We start from the raw sequence: 15,736 nt of genomic DNA on the forward strand, positions 1-15,736 counted from the left end.
AATGCAAAAAATAAAATCTGAAATTTTTCGGTTTGAAGATTTTAAAATTCATTTGATTAATGGATATATCCAAAAAACTCCCATCATAGAATATAATGACAAAATACTTTTAATGGACGGAGGCTGCAGACCTGATTCCTTTGCAATCAAAATGTATTTAAAAAAAATTTCAACTAAAGATAAAAAAGCAAAACTTGCAATCGGCTCCCATATTCATCCAGATCATTTAGGCGGGGCAGGGTATCTTAAAAAATTTTTAAATATTCCCCTGGCAGTTCCAAAGGGAATGAACGACTGGTATTCTTCTTTTGGAGGGTTTCTTCAGCATAAAATTGACATTTGTCTTGGCCATTATGTGGCAGTTGCAACAAAGCTCCCCTTCAAATCTTTGTATTATCCAAGAAAAGCTGATTATGATTATATCCTTGAAGACAGGGCAGGGATTCCTTTTTTTAATGACTGGAAAGTTTATTCAGCCAAAGGACACACTCTTCACGATGTTGTTTTTTTCAATGAAAAAGAAAAAATTCTTTATGCAGCTGATGTCCTTTTAAAGGTAAGAAGTAGATTTTTACTTCCCATTCCTGTAACTTTTCCAAAGCTTATGAAAAAAAGTATTGAAATGATCTATGATTTAAAACCTAAACATATTTTTCTTGCCCATGGAGGATATATGAGAGGAGAGATGATGGAAGAAGCTTATTTTACACTTATAAGGCAAGCAAATATGATTACAAAAGAATATATGAAAAATAATTTTATTTATAGACTTGCAACTTTAGGTGCCTCAATGAAAAATTTGTTATGAGGAGAGTTAAAAAAGTTTCTTAGTTTTTAAACTTTATTTATAGTCCCCTGGGTTGCCACAACCAAAATTTCGCCTTTCTCACTTAGAGCAAACACTTTGCATTCGCACACAGCTTGACGTTTACCCGATGATAATACTGTTGAACGGGCAATCAGTTTGTTGCCCATGGCAGGCCGAAGATAATTGATTTTATATTCTGAAGTTAGGCAGTCGCCAAGAACAGAGCCTCCTGAATAAGTAAGGCAGTTATCAGCAAGATAACTCACCACACCTCCGTGAACAAAACTATGCTGTTGTTTTAATTTATCTGAAATTTCTAAAGTAATTTCAGCAGAACCTGCTTTAAAAGAAGTTAATTCTGCCCCTAAAAGATTACTGAATGGCTGTGATTTTAATATTTGCTGTCCTATCTCAAGTAAACTCTCCACGATAAAAGCTTTCTTTATGCAAATTAATGCTTTGGGTAATCGATTGGCAACAAAGCAGAACAAGGTTGCCAATTCGATTGGTTAAGGTAGTTAACTCAAGTTGTTTATTTTGGAACTTTGCTTAGTGAGATACCCAGTGCCTTGGCTATTCCTTCTCCATAGGCTGGGTCGGCTTTTAAGCAATTACCTATATGACGGATTTTGATCATTTCTGGCGCATCGTCCATGGCACGGGCAGTGTTGCCAAATAAAGCCTCTTGTTGTTCTGTATTCATCAAGCGAAAGAGCTTGCCGGGCTGGGTGTAATAGTCACTGTCATCTTCTCTGGCGTCCCAGTGATTTGCTGCACCGCTTAATTCCAGAGGCGGTTCTGAAAAATCTGGCTGTTCCTGCCACTCTCCATAACTATTGGGTTCATAGCCAATGGTAGAGCCATAGTTGCCGTCAACTCTCATTTGACCGTCGCGGTGATAACTATGGAAAGGACAACGGGCCTTGTTTACAGGGATGAGGTGATGGTTGACTCCCAAGCGGTAACGCTGAGCATCCCCATAAGAAAAAAGACGCCCCTGGAGCATTTTGTCAGGTGAAAAACTTATGCCAGGTACCACATTGGCTGGATTAAAAGCCGCCTGCTCAACTTCAGCAAAATAGTTTTCCGGGTTTTTGTTAAGTTCCATTTCTCCCACTTCGATAAGGGGAAAATCTTTTTTGTACCAAACCTTGGTTAGATCAAAAGGATTGTAGGGGAGTTTGGCAGCCTGTTCTTCGGTCATGATCTGAACATAAAGTGTCCATTTTGGGAACTCGCCTTTTTCTATTGAGTAGTAAAGATCACGTTGGTTGCTTTCACGGCATTTGCCTATTACAGCTTCGGCTTCTGAATCAGTAAGGTTTTTTATACCCTGATGAGTAGTGAAGTGGAATTTACACCAGTAGCGTTCGTTTTTGGCGTTGATGAAACTGAAAGTGTGACTGCCAAAACCGTGCATGTTTCTGAAGCTTGCCGGAATGCCCCGATCACTCATTACAATAGTTACCTGATGGAGAGCTTCGGGAAGAGAAGTCCAAAAGTCCCAATTGCTTTTAGCGCTGCGCAGGTTTGTTCTTGGGTCGCGATGAACTACATGGTTGAGGTCTGAAAATTTCAACGGGTCACGGAGAAAAAAGACAGGTGTATTATTGCCCACTAAATCCCAATTACCTTCTTCGGTGTAAAATTTCAGTGCAAAACCGCGAATATCTCTTTCAGCGTCGGCAGCTCCTCGTTCTCCAGCCACAGTTGAAAAACGTGCGAATAGATCGGTTTTTTTACCAATTTCAGAAAAAATCTTTGCTCTGGTGTATTTGGTGATGTCATGGGTAACTGTAAAGGTACCGTAAGCTCCGGATCCCTTGGCGTGCATCCTTCGTTCCGGAATAACTTCGCGGTCGAAATGTGCCATTTTTTCCAAATACCAAACGTCTTGGAGTAATTGTGGTCCGCGAGGGCCGGCAGTCATTACGTTTTGGTTATCTGGTACAGGAGCTCCTGCATTGGTGGTGAGTTTTTTCTTTTCATTTTTCATTGTTGGTTTCCTTTTAGTTTGGATGGCGGGTTGTGTGTTAGTGGAAATTCTAAAACACTTTACTTTTAAGTATATGATTTGATTTGCAAAAAAGCAAGATATTGAATGAGAAATTAAAAGGGTAATCAGATTGAGCCAACAATTGTTTTATTTGTATTTCAAAAGATAATAAATTTATAAAAAGGGCAGAAATTAAATTATTACCTTAAATACTGTTTCAGTGTTTTTCATTTTTGCATCAAATCTGTTTTTGTACTTATAGAAAATCCAGCAGTTATTCTTTTAAACTTTTGCCTAGTTTTTTCCCAAGGTTAAATGCTTTATCCATTATATCCTCTTGTTTTTTTACAGCTCCTTTTTCAAAGGATTTAAAAACAGGGAGAGTCCCGACAATTTCAAAACCCAAAGCTTTCATGGGTACACTCATTGCTTCTATGGCAAATCCCATGTTTTCCAGGCTTTCTTGTTCGCAAACAGCAGAAATAACAACTTTTCTTTTTTGATTTTCAAGTCTAGCCCTCCATTGACGAGGTCTTGTGCTATTATCAAATTCATAAAAACAATATAATCTGTCTATAAAAGCTTTCATCCATGAGGTTATATTATAATTGTGAACTGGGGATGTTAAAATTAATCCCTGGGATTTTAAAATATCAGGATAAATTAGCGACATTCCGTCGTTTAATCCTGTGCAGACTTTATCTGCTCTGCATTTTTCACATCCAATACAGCCTTTGAAATTAAAGTTGCGTAAATTAATGTTTTTAGAGTCAATTTTTTCTTTATCAAGCCCGGCTATAATCTGTTTTGTTATTAGATCTGTATTGCCTCCCTGCCTTGGACTTCCTCCAACAGCTAATATTTTTGGTAATGGATTTTTTATGTTTGTCGCCTTTTTTACAAGTTCTTCAAAATAAAGCATTTTTATTCCTTGGGTTATCAGGTTAAGATTAAGCTTGGTTTTTTATTGGTTTCTAAGTCTTGAAATATAAAAAACCAGCTATTCTAAATAAATCTTATTTAATCACCCCTACCTGCCCCTGGTTTAACTTGTTGACATATTTTCCTTTAATGTTTTGAACAGTGGCAATTCGATTTTTGCAGGAAGGGCAATGGATGTCAGTATGTTCATCAGAGTAGTCATTTATAAATATTCCAGAATAGTCTTTTGCTATCCGATCCCTGTGAACTTTTAATAGTCTTCTTCCAGGACCTTTTTTATATCTCACTAGTTTTTGCCCGCATTTGCAATAAACTGTAAGAGTTTTGTATTTTGTACGTTTTCTCATTATGGATGCCTTTCGTTTTTGGTTCAGCATCAATTCTTTGCTAACAACTAGATTTAGATATTAGAAATGTTATTTTAAATTGTTTTTGTACCAGCATTTATCTAAAATTTAGCGTTTGTTTTGTTGTATTCACTGGTTAGATCCAGTGTTTGTTTTTTACTATTACTCAAAAATACATATATTGAATTTGTTTTCCAATCAATAATTCTTTTTACAACAAGAGCTCAAAGCTTACTATCTTTTTGAGCTGTCAAGCCTTGGAAGTATTTCAATATTTTTGTTTAAAGTATTGAGATGGGGTGAGGAATAACAAAAAAAAGGAAACTCCCTGTCAAATTGTATAAAACTGACAGGAAGTAAGTGTTTGAGTAATAACTAAACTTGGTTATTGTTAGTTTTATTTACTTATTTCTTTTTTCTCCAAGGCTTTAAAGTAGAAATAAACAAGGCAAAAATTACAGTGCCTGTTTGCAGGGTTCCAAAAATTAAGGATTTATTCCTGTTGGCAATGTAAACTGAGTCGTTTAAAGCTTCTACACCTTTAGCTTCTGCAACAGCTGCCATTTCAACTATCCATGGGCCCAGCCAGAAAGTTCCAAATATCATTCCAAACATACAAATGATCCATTTTACAGTAATCCATTTGTGCTTAAACCAACCCCAATTAGTCCAAATTGAATAAACTAGCGCTGTAAGGAAAGTACCTATTGCTCCGGGAACAAGAATTCGATGATCTATGAAATCAAGTGTTGAAAGAAGTCCGTATGTACTGCTGCCGTCGTCTGGGGCAGTAAAAAACTGCATAATAGTTAAAACGGTAGCACAACCCACCCAAACAGCTGCAAAGTATAAATGCAGACATTTGAGCCATCTTTGACCTCTTGCACTAAGTTTTTTCATATTTAAACCTCCGTTAAATTAGTTAATAATTTTGTCTTTTTACTTAATGACTTAAGTTTGAGAGTTTTATTTTAGTAGAATTCTCTTTGTTTCTTACTTTTGACTCTTTGTTTTTTAATTATATGAATATATCTCATATTTAGCTTTATCTTTCCAGTAATTAGTTTGAAGAGTTGTTGATAACTATAAAGCTTCAGACGAGACAGCTTTAAACAGTTCAACTGATGTTGTTTTTACTGCAGCGTCTGATAACATGGATGAAGTTTCTTTTACTGTGAATCCAATAGTGGATCCAAAGGAAGCTTAGGGTAAACGACCCGGGGGTTGATTCGTAGTTTATTCTTGATCTTTATGATTTCGTCTGAATTTTCAATGGTGAAGTTGTTTAGAAAAACAAAAGTTTTAAATCAGCGGAGACGAAAAGTCCTCCGCTGAATGATTTGATTGAGGGAAGTAGTTAGGATTTATTAAAAATCGAATTCAATCAAGGGTTTGACTACACCGTCTTCTTTTGTTTCCATTATATGATAGGCTTTTTCAATTTCATTGAATTTAAAAGTATGACTGGTCATTAAAGTTGGATCAATCTTTTTAAGTTCAAGCAGCCTGAGCAGACGGGAGAGCCTTAAGTGTCCTCCGGGACAAAGTCCTGTAGTAATTGTTTTTCCCGCCATTCCAACTCCCCATCCAACCCTTGGGATTTTAACAAACTCTCCTGAACCATGATAGCCTGTGTTTGAAATAGTGCCTCCGGGCTTAGTCACTTCGACGCATTGTTGAATTATAGCTGATGAGCCTAGCGCGTCAATTGTTGAATCCACACCTTCATTATTAGTAAGTTCGTAGATTTTTTTTACTACGTCTTCTTTTGTAAAATCTATTACAATGTCAGCCCCGTAGTGTTTGGAAAGCTCCTGGCGTTTGGGCACGCTTTCAACCGTAATTATTAGTCCTGCACCTCTAAGACGTGCTCCTGCAGTACACATTAGGCCTACAGGTCCCTGAGCAAAAACAACCACAGTTCCGCCTATGGGGATGTTGGCGTTTTCTGCACCCATGAATCCAGTACTCATCATATCAGTTACATACACAGCAGATTCGTCTGATACATTATTTGGAATTAGGGCAAGGTTGGCATCTGCTTCGTTGACATGTGCAAATTCTGCAAAGGTGCCGTCTTTGATATTGGAGAATTTCCATCCCCCAAGAGGTCCGCCGGACTGAGAGGGATAACCTGACTGAGCAGCATCTGAACCCCAGTCGGGGGTGATTGCTCCAACTATTACCCGATCTCCTTTTTTAAATTTAGTTACATATTCACCAACTTCTTCTACTATACCTGCGACTTCATGGCCAAGTGTAAGGTTTTCTCTTTCTCCAATGGCGCCGTGAACTGTATGAACATCAGATGTACAGAGAAGCCCTTTTGTTGGACGCAGGATTGCGTCTAGAGGCCCACAGCTAGGACGTTCTTTTTCAATTATGCCTACCTTCCCAATGCTCAACATTGCGAATGCCTTCATAGACTCCTCCTTGTTCTTTAAGGTTTTACAAAGTGATTGTTATTTTTATTGATAAACAGCGTTTACATAAAGATTTTATTGGATAATCTTAAGTCTGTCAATTAAATTAATTTCTGACTAAGTTTTTTGTTTGAGCAAGCCCCTTATTAACCATGGCTTTTTTTTAAAAAAAGTGTTTTGCATTAAAGAGTCTATAAAAATTGTTAGAAACCATATTTTAAAAGTGATATTGGTTGTTAAATTTAAAAACTCAGGTAAAAACTAGAAGCTTAAAAGTAAAAGCTAAGAAAAACTAATCTATTTTAAGGATAGTAATTATGAAAATCACATTAAAAAGAAAACTTTTATTGTCTATAGTCAGTTCAACTATTTTACCAATTATACTTATCTGTGTTTTTATTAGTTATACTATTCGTGAAAACTCTATGGAGAGCTTTTTTACTTCAACCGGAAATGAGTTAAATCATATAGAAAAATCTCTTTCTTTATTTCTAGAGGAAATTAAAGCAAACACCAATCTTTTTGCTCAACATTCTGCTGTTAAAGACATGGATCAATCAATGAATTCATTTATAAATGAAACCATTGCCAAGGCCACTCCTGAATTTAAAATTGGGTTTACAGAGCGAAAAATTCAACACCTGATTCAAAGTTTATATAAAACGCATAAAGCTTATGTGGATTTATATGCTGCTTCAAAGTATGGTGGCTTGTCACTGGCCAGTGAGGTTAAAATACCACCAGGCTTTGATCCCAGGACTCGACCCTGGTATAAGCAAGCTATGGATAATCCTGGCAAAGCCACAATTTCCAAGGCCTACCAAACAGCAACAGGAGAAGGAGACGCAGTGTTAACCGTTACACGATCTGTGGAATCAGGAAATGAAATTGTAGGAGTTGTTGGGATTGATGTGAGTCTTAAAGCACTGACAGATTTAATAAAAAGCACTAAAATTGGCAAAACCGGATATCTTATGCTTATTCAGGATGATGGGGTGATTTTGGCTGATCCAAAGACCCCTGAATTTAATTTTAAAAATCTTGGGGAACTTGATATCCCGGCGTTTAACGAAATTAATAAATACAAAGAAGGCAGCTTTGAAGTAGAAATTAATGGTATAGAATATGCCGTCAGCATATATACTTCCCCTTCGTTTAAGTGGAAGCTTGTCGGGTTGATAGAAAAGCAGGAGATAATGGCCAAGGTATATTCCATGCTGCGAATAATTGGAATTTTAGGTGCAGTGATAACAGCTTTTTTTGGCTGTATAGGAATTTTTTTGGCTAACTCTATAGCTAATCCCATAGATTCAGTTACCAAAGCCATAGGAAAAATAACTCAAGGTGATTTAGCCACCAGGCTTACCATAAAATCAAAGGATGAAATCGGTGAAATGGCTTATTCATTCAACTATTTTATTGAAAAGCTTCAAGAAATGGTAAAATTGGTCAGTGAAAACTCCTCCAATGCAGTAACCAGTTCGGAACAGCTTTCCGATATATCTTCCAAATTACTGACTGGTGCTGAAGATATGTCAGCTCGTTCATCCAGTGTTGCAGGATCATCTGAGGAAATGACCTCTAATTTTAACAGGGTTGCTTCAGCCATGGAAGAGTCTTCAACAAAAGCAAGTATGGTAGCTGCTGCTGCAGAGGAGATGAGAGCTACAATTAGCGGTATTTCTCACAATGCTGAAAAAGCAGAGAATGTTTCTTCAAAGGCTGTTGAACAGGCAGGCAATGTTTCTGAACAGATGAAAAATCTTGGCGAAGCTGTCAATAAAATCGGCAGAGTTACGGAAGCCATCACTGAAATTTCAGAACAGACTAATTTGTTGGCACTTAATGCAACAATTGAAGCTGCAAGAGCAGGAGAGTCCGGTAAAGGATTTGCTGTAGTGGCAAATGAAATAAAAGGGCTTGCCCAGCAGACAGCTGATGCCACTTTAGATATTCAAAACTTAATTGATAATGTTCAAATTACCTCAAAATCAACTGAAGAAGGTATTGGTCAGATATCTTCAGTAATCAGGGAGGTAAATAATATAATATCAACCATAACTGTCGCTGTTGAAGAGCAAGCTTCAGCTACAGATGAAATTGCAAGCAATATAGCCGAGGCAAGTAGAGGTATCCAGGAAGTTAGCGAAAATCTAAGCCAAAGTTCTGATGTGGCAGCAGATATAACTTTAGATATTGCTCAGGTTTCAGCAGCCTCTTTGGATATTTCAAGTAGCGGCGGTAGAATCAAACAAAGTTCACAAGATTTACTTGATCAGGCTCAGGAGCTGAATAAAATAGTTGGAAATTTTAAGATATAACAAGTGGTTTCGGCAAGAAAAGTTTAAATTTAGGTATTAGTAATTGTTTGTTTGAAAAGGGGACCCCCATACTTGATTTTAAGGATATATTAAGTATGGGGTCCCCATAGTTTCTTAGCTTTTACAGGTCAAGAAAAACACTGAATAATTGTTTATTCTCCAGCAGGCTCAAGGCTTTCGCTCATTTCCTGTGTTTGTTCAGCCGGTTTTTTTGCAGCTTTTAACTTTTTTATTATTACCACTGCCAGTCCTATTGCTGCTGCTAGCAGAATTATACCCAGTAAAGGACGATAGAAAATCCATCCTATGGCAATGGTTATTAATGAAAGAATTCCTGCCAGCAAAAATGCGATAAGGCCTGTACCCGCACCAACAATGGTCCCAAGTATGGGCAATACATCTGCTAGTACAGACAATGGTTTGAAAACCATATTAAATCCAATAAACATTAAAGCAAACCCAACAGCTCTTAAAAGCCAGGTCATCATCTTATTAGCTGCCTGGGCTTTTTCGATCATTTCCTCTGAACTGTGAGAACCTTTTTGAAGGATTTCCAGTTTTCCTTTAGCTTTAGTTGAATAAGGTGCAAAGGTATTTCCAGTTTGTTTTGCTATAACGCTTACAGTTGTGGGCTTAGTTATCATAAATCTTATCTTTGTATCCCCAATTTCTGGAGATGAAGGGCTGGTGCCGATGTAAATACCTGAAGGCTGTACCTTGGCTGTGGCTCTAATTTCTTCGGGAATAGGAGTTTCATTGTCAATTGGAAGGAGAACATAATTGTTTATTTTTTTTGCAAGGGAGGGAGAAAGGTCAAAGTCTCCAAGTGTTACATTTTCGGCTGCTAGTTCTGCGGCCTCATATGGGAAATAACCCGGGTTTTGATGCCCTTCTGGTTTTCTGAAGCTGGAAGAGCTGATAGGTGTGGAGGACCATCTTTTGCTATAAGTATAGGTTGTTGTAGTTTCTGTTCCTCCTCCTAATTTTTTCTCTGTTTTGCTGGATGAACTTTCCGCCCATTGGAACATCTCCACTTCTCGTTTTATTTTAAGGGCATTTGCAGAAACTCCAAAAATAGGATCTCTGAGTATTTCACCGGTGTCAGCCAGGCCGGTTAAATGAACTAGTTTTCCTTCGTTGCTTTGATCTACATTGTCAGAAGGGATTGAAACTACAATTCCCCCGCCTTCTTTTAAGCTTTTGTATCTATAAACAGATCTTCCTTCATTTTTGAAAAGTACAGGGAATGCAACAATAATCATTATTAAACCAATCACAATTCCTGTTAACGCATCCTTAATACGACTTGACCATGATTTGGTTGTTACTTCTGTAAAACTGTCTTCTGACATCTCTTCCTCCTTTTTCCCTAATAATTGATGTTTTGTATTAGATAGTTGAGAATAAGCTGCCAAAATTAAATTATAATTTTGGAATCTTCATTTAAATGCTATTATTGTTTTCAAGTGTCAAGAGTTATATGTCCTTGTTGTTAGTGTCTTCGCATTGATGAACATTGTTTTACAGTTAACAGGACAAGAATTTTTTAAGTATAAGATGTTTTTTTAATTAATTATTGTATCTCTTTAACTCACGGTTTATACATTGTTTTTAAGCAAATAAATATAGAAGTTGTTTTGTTTTTTTTGATTAAAATCATTCATGGGTCCAGCTGATAATTAAGTGTTCTGTAAAAGAACAAGCAAGGAGGAAGCGTGTGCAAAATTTTTAAACAAGTGTTTTTATCTTTTTTAGGTTATTGTCTGTTTATTTTACCTGTATCTGCCAAGCCAGTATCGTCATTTTTGTTTCCTGCAGAAAATAAAAATTGCCTGTCCTGTCATCAGGGACTGGAAGTGCCACGAAATTCTGATTCCGCCATGATGCAGGAGATTTTTGCAAAGGGCCTAAAATTAGGAGATCCCAATGGATGTGTTGTTTGTCATGGGGGTACTCCTTCAGAAATAAAAGATGAAAATCGTGCTCACAGCGGAGCTCCGGAAAAAAGTTTAATTAAAGAATTTACACCTGTACCAGGAGCCTTGCAGGTAAATGAAAATACCTGCGGACAATGTCATCAGGAACATGTTTATAATGTAAAACGCTCCCATATGAATACAGATGCAGGAAAAATGAAAGCTATTACCTGGAGCTGGGGTATAGGTACTGAAAATTATGATCATATTTATGGAGATCATGATCTAGACGATCCCGATGGAATTATTCCTACCTTTGGTTCTAAAGATTATAAAAAATATATGAAGGAGCTTGCTAAAAGTTTTCCAGGGCAATTTCCTAAAAGCCTTAAACAAATTCCGGATGTAGACTTAAAAAAAATTGAAGAAATGCCCGAGCAGGCTGCTTTTACATATTTACGCAATTGCAATGCCTGTCATTTAAGTGGAAAAGGTTATCAGGACAGAGGACATTTCAGAGGTATGGGATGTTCTGCCTGTCACTCCCTTTATAGTAATGAAGGTTATTATGAGGGAGGGGACAAATCTCTTCCTAAAGATAAGCCAGGCCATCTTATGACTCATTCCATGCAAGGTTCCCGAAAATCAGGACTTAATGTAAATGATTCATCGTTTTCAGGTGTTCAGGTAAATACATGTGCAGCCTGTCATTCTGCAGGACGTCGTATTGGTCATGCTTATCAGGGGCTTATGGCCTATGGACATGGAGCTGACCGAGGGCCTTTTGACAAAGACAGTAATCCCCAAAAAGCAAACAGCGGTTATGTTTTTAAGTTCATCAAGGAAGATGTTCATTATAATATGAAGGATACAAAAGGAAAAAATTCCGGCTTACTTTGCCAGGATTGTCATCTTACCACTTCCATGCACGGAAACGGCAATATAGGAGCTACAACCCTTGCAACTGTTGAAGTTGAGTGTGCAGACTGTCATGGGACCCCTGATAAATTCCCCTGGGAACTTCCTCTTGGTTTTGGAGATGAATTTGGAAAACCATCAGCAGATAAACCACGTGGACTTGCTGATGCTCCAATGGATATTACACGTAAATTTTCCAAAGTATATGACAAAGAAGGCGGATATTTGATTTCAGCTCGAGGCAATCCCTTTGGCAATGTTGTTCGCCGCGGTGATAAGGTTCTTGTTCATTCAGCAAATGGACATGATTTTGAACTGACACCTCTTAAAGCCATAAATCAAAATAAAGAATGGACTAATCCTTCCCAGGCAAAGACTGCCATGGTTGGAATCCCCCAACATATGGAAAAATTGGAATGTTACGCTTGTCATGCCAGCTGGGCTGCCCAGTATTATGGTTATCAATATACAATTGACTATAGAAAACAGTCTGTTGACTGGCTTGATTCTGCTGAAAAAGTACTTCCCGATGGAACAACAGCTGATTATAATAAAAATATGGTTCTTCAGCCCGGAGCCCCGACTTCCTGGGATTACAGCCATGTGCGCTGGGAAAATCCTCCCCTTGGAGTGAATGGAGAAGGGCGGGTTACCCCATTGGTAGGAGTTATTCAGACCATTGGTACTGTTATTGGGCTTGACGGAAAAACTCTTCTCTGGAATAAAGTTGCAAAGACAAAAGACGGTTATTCAGCCATGGAATTGTCACCACTTAATCCCCATACAACAACAAAAGAAACCCGTAATTGTGCAGATTGTCATGGAAATCCTGCTGCAATAGGATATGGAATAGACAATGGCCGTTATGGAGCTGACCCTGATATTTCCCGTTATGCAGATGTTCGTACAGGCGAAGGTGAAAACGTAAGTAAATTTACCAAGGTGCAGATACATGCCATCAAGGAATTGCATGGTGATTTTATGCAGGTTTTACGCCCTGACGGTACTCAGGTTCAGACTTTGGATTCTCACTGGCCAACTTCAATGCCTTTAACTCTTGAACAGCGCGATGCTTTAGAGCGTGGAAACACTTGTGTGGCTTGTCATCAGGATATTCCAAAAGGATCAATTCCCATTGCAATGCTTGGTAAAATAGCCAAAATTGTTGACATTAGTTTTATGTCGGAAAAAGCCCATTCAAAACTTTTAAGAGAAAACAATATACTAATTTCCTGGGCTAAATTTTTAGCTATATTAACTCCTGTTGTTGCATTTCCTTTGTTTTTTCTATTTATATGGAAACGTAAAAAGAAATAATTGGAAAACAAAATGAGCTCATAGAATAGTTTTTGAATGTTTTTTAAAAAAAATGAAGCGGTCAAGGTTGATACCTTGGCCTCTTATTATTTGAAAGTGAAAAATTTATATATAAATTAAAAAGCAGGAAGATCTGTCGCTCTTTTGTTTGAGTTAAAAAGAAGTTGTTCAGTTTTTAGTTTAAAAACTACCCTGATTTATTTACTTTTGGGTCTTAAATTCAGACCTTATTATTTCCATGGCTGGTTTGCCGTTGGATTGGTTGACTCCTTCAAGCCAGACTTCAACAATGTCTAAGTTTGCAGCTATCCAGTCCCGGGCAACTTTTTCTGGTTCTATATCTTCGTATCCAAAGGAATAGATCCACTCACTTTCTGTTTTAGCAGAGACCTGGAATTTTTGAAGAAATTTATAAGCTTCAGGAAATTGTTTTGAGAAATCTTTATTAACAACAGTGTAAATATAGGACTGGTTTACGAAACTTTCTGTTCCAGGTACACCCTCCAGGTATTTGATTTTATGGATAGTATTCATCCAGTGTGGTGCCCAGCAGCCGAAAACCACCCATTTTTTTTGTTTTATTTGTGAACCTACTTCCATCATCATGGCTGCTAAAGTACTTCCCATTTGTTCCCAGTTCTTTAAGCCAGCGACATTTGCGTCGATGATTCTTTCCATTTCAGTATTCATTCCTGAGCCAGCTTCAAGATTGTAAATGGTTTTATTGAACTTGTCTGCATTGGGCTCAAGATCATTAAAAGAACGAACTCCAGCATCCCATACATAATCAGGAACACAAAGACTGGCTATGGAATCATCCTGGTTTGCAGTGACTCTGTCAATTTTTCCAGCTTTAACCAAAGGATCAACAAGATCATTATGGTGAGGAACCCAGGCTGCAAGCATAACTTCTACTTCACCATTGATCATTCCATTGTAAATTATGGCAGGGCCAACATCCAATTGCTTTGTTTTGTATCCAAGGGTTTCCAAAATTTCAGTAACTACTGCTGTTTTAACTGTTACACCGGGCCAGGGCGGAACCCCGAATCTGATTGCTTGGCCAGCTTGAACAGCAGATGATAAACAAACAAAAGCTATTAATACTAAAATAGTTTTTTTCAAGTGTTTTCCCTTATTTAATAGAAAATTAAAATTATATTATAATTTAAGTATAATTGCCATTTTTTTAGTGAAAATTTTTAGCCCCAGTCTTTTAGGAAATCTTAATATCTGAATTACTTTGGTATGCTTTTGTTTTCTTTTTGGGAATTTAGATATTCATACAAAAGTCAAGTTTCCAAAGATTTGCTAAATCTTGTTGTCTGAACCTTATTGTCCGGCTACTCTATAATAAAAGCCACAGGCTTTTGGAGAAATTTGAAACTTTTTGATTTTTTTGAATTAGTTTAATTTAGGAGGCTATTTTTTCATTTAAATATTATATCATTGTTAGTATGAAAGTCAACTTCAAACTGGTGGAAGGGGTTTTTGTATTTCTAAACCAAGCCTTTATACCTCTTGCTGGTTTCTGAGCTTATATTGTGCAATCCCTGTTTTAAATAAAAAAACGTCTGCTGAGTAACCAGTTCCTACCATGATTTGGTGAAAGTTAACCTTGTTATTTCTTATAGTTATATTTTTAAGTTGGAGTTTAAAAACGAGTCTGAAAGATGTGGTAAGGGGCAGAGCTTTTGCTTGGCAATCCTATTTTTAAGAGAAGGGAAAAGTTAATTGCTGCGGTGCATTTATTTCAACTGAATTAAGCAGGGTGTAAATAAAAACGTAACCGCTCAATAAACCCCACCTTACAACTATAAAAAGACCATTTATAATACAAGCCATAATAACCAACAAATAAAGGCTTGTAAAAATGAAACCAAATTCAGATTTAAAAAATTTTTGGAAGACCCATATATCAAAATGGGAGGTATCCTGTCTGACTCAGGCAGAGTATTGCAGAATAAACAATCTTAAAAATACCAGATTTACCTACTGGAAGATAAAACTGCAAAAAGAAAATTTGCCGCTTTTAGTTGTAGAAATCAGCCAGGCTTCAATAAATCAGGTTTTTGGAATAAATAAAAATTCATCCATAACCCTGCATTCAAAATCTGGCTTTCATCTTGATATTCCTGATAATTTTTCTTCTGCTGCCTTAAAGCAGATCCTTCTGGTTTTAAAGGAGATATGATACCTGAGCAGATTATTCAAAAATGTATTGGAACTCCAGGACTTATTGCACATGTTCTTATAGCAAAGTTTGTAGATGCTCTTCCTTTTTATCGACAGGAAAAACAGTTTTCAAGAATTGGAGTAAAAATCCCCAGAGCAACCATGTGCGGCTGGGCTCAGAAAATTTCAGAAAGTTTAGAGCTTGTATTAGAAGCAATGAAAAAAGAAATTTTATCAGGCCCTTTAATCAATATTGACGAAACCACTGTTCAGGTTATCAAAGAACCAGGAAGGTCAAGCCAGACAAAATCATATATGTGGGTTTTTAGAGGAGGCACCTCTGAAAAACCGTGTATAATTTTTGAATATCATCCAACTCGTTCAGGAGATGCTGCATCAAGGTTTATTAAAGATTATAAAGGTGTTGTGCAAACAGACGGATATAGCGGCTATGATTTTATAGACAAGCTCGAAAATGTTTTGCATGTGGGATGCATTGCACATTCACGCCGAAAGTTTTGTGATGTAATAAAAGCCACGGGTAAATCAAAAGACGGAAGTAAAAAAACAGGT

At 37.1% G+C, this 15,736-nt stretch carries 12 protein-coding genes and 1 pseudogene; 5 read left to right on the forward strand and 8 right to left on the reverse strand.

Annotated elements, in window-relative coordinates:
• Position 1 precedes the first annotated feature (1 nt).
• Positions 2 to 808 carry an MBL fold metallo-hydrolase gene (locus RBR53_09725; protein MDY0132934.1) on the forward strand — a complete coding sequence of 269 codons (807 nt, stop codon included), beginning with the start codon at positions 2 to 4 and terminating at the stop codon, positions 806 to 808.
• A gap of 26 nt (positions 809 to 834) precedes the next feature.
• Here RBR53_09725 and RBR53_09730 read toward each other — a convergent pair whose 3' ends face one another.
• From RBR53_09730 to RBR53_09755, 6 genes are all read right to left on the reverse strand, one after another.
• The gene (locus tag RBR53_09730) at positions 835 to 1,236 is read right to left on the reverse strand and encodes a PaaI family thioesterase (GenBank protein MDY0132935.1); all 402 of its coding nucleotides are present in this window, start codon (positions 1,234 to 1,236) and stop codon (positions 835 to 837) included.
• 104 nt (positions 1,237 to 1,340) lie between these two features.
• A complete protein-coding gene (locus RBR53_09735; protein ID MDY0132936.1) occupies positions 1,341 to 2,804 on the reverse strand; it encodes a catalase in 1,464 nt (487 codons plus the stop codon).
• Positions 2,805 to 3,078: 274 nt separating this feature from the next.
• The gene (locus RBR53_09740) at positions 3,079 to 3,726 is read right to left on the reverse strand and encodes a flavodoxin family protein (protein ID MDY0132937.1); all 648 of its coding nucleotides are present in this window, start codon (positions 3,724 to 3,726) and stop codon (positions 3,079 to 3,081) included.
• Between the two features lie 94 nt (positions 3,727 to 3,820).
• A complete protein-coding gene (locus RBR53_09745; protein MDY0132938.1) occupies positions 3,821 to 4,093 on the reverse strand; it encodes a hypothetical protein in 273 nt (90 codons plus the stop codon).
• A gap of 405 nt (positions 4,094 to 4,498) precedes the next feature.
• Positions 4,499 to 4,993: a hypothetical protein gene (locus RBR53_09750; protein ID MDY0132939.1), complete on the reverse strand. Its 495-nt coding sequence runs from the start codon at positions 4,991 to 4,993 to the stop codon at positions 4,499 to 4,501.
• Between the two features lie 467 nt (positions 4,994 to 5,460).
• The gene (locus RBR53_09755) at positions 5,461 to 6,516 is read right to left on the reverse strand and encodes an NAD(P)-dependent alcohol dehydrogenase (protein ID MDY0132940.1); all 1,056 of its coding nucleotides are present in this window, start codon (positions 6,514 to 6,516) and stop codon (positions 5,461 to 5,463) included.
• Positions 6,517 to 6,833: 317 nt separating this feature from the next.
• Here RBR53_09755 and RBR53_09760 point away from each other — a divergent pair, with 317 nt between their 5' ends.
• A complete protein-coding gene (locus RBR53_09760; protein ID MDY0132941.1) occupies positions 6,834 to 8,837 on the forward strand; it encodes a methyl-accepting chemotaxis protein in 2,004 nt (667 codons plus the stop codon).
• 152 nt (positions 8,838 to 8,989) lie between these two features.
• Here RBR53_09760 and RBR53_09765 read toward each other — a convergent pair whose 3' ends face one another.
• Positions 8,990 to 10,189, reverse strand: coding sequence for a TMEM43 family protein (locus tag RBR53_09765; GenBank protein ID MDY0132942.1), 1,200 nt, complete (start codon positions 10,187 to 10,189; stop codon positions 8,990 to 8,992).
• Between the two features lie 363 nt (positions 10,190 to 10,552).
• On the opposite strand from RBR53_09765, the gene RBR53_09770 reads away from it, so the two are divergent.
• Complete coding sequence (locus tag RBR53_09770; GenBank protein MDY0132943.1) at positions 10,553 to 12,988, forward strand: hypothetical protein; 2,436 nt, start codon at positions 10,553 to 10,555, stop codon at positions 12,986 to 12,988.
• Positions 12,989 to 13,189: 201 nt separating this feature from the next.
• Here the strand turns inward: RBR53_09770 and RBR53_09775 are convergent, their stop codons facing one another.
• A complete protein-coding gene (locus tag RBR53_09775; GenBank protein ID MDY0132944.1) occupies positions 13,190 to 14,113 on the reverse strand; it encodes a glycine betaine ABC transporter substrate-binding protein in 924 nt (307 codons plus the stop codon).
• Positions 14,114 to 14,861: 748 nt separating this feature from the next.
• Between RBR53_09775 and RBR53_09780 the strand changes: the two genes are divergently transcribed.
• On the forward strand, positions 14,862 to 15,182 hold the full coding sequence (locus RBR53_09780; protein ID MDY0132945.1) for an IS66 family insertion sequence element accessory protein TnpB: 321 nt from the start codon (positions 14,862 to 14,864) through the stop codon (positions 15,180 to 15,182).
• Positions 15,183 to 15,184: 2 nt separating this feature from the next.
• A pseudogene (locus RBR53_09785) lies at positions 15,185 to 15,736 on the forward strand (IS66 family transposase).

This window comes from Desulforegulaceae bacterium (assembly GCA_034006035.1).
Classification (GTDB): domain Bacteria; phylum Desulfobacterota; class Desulfobacteria; order Desulfobacterales; family JACKCP01; genus JACKCP01.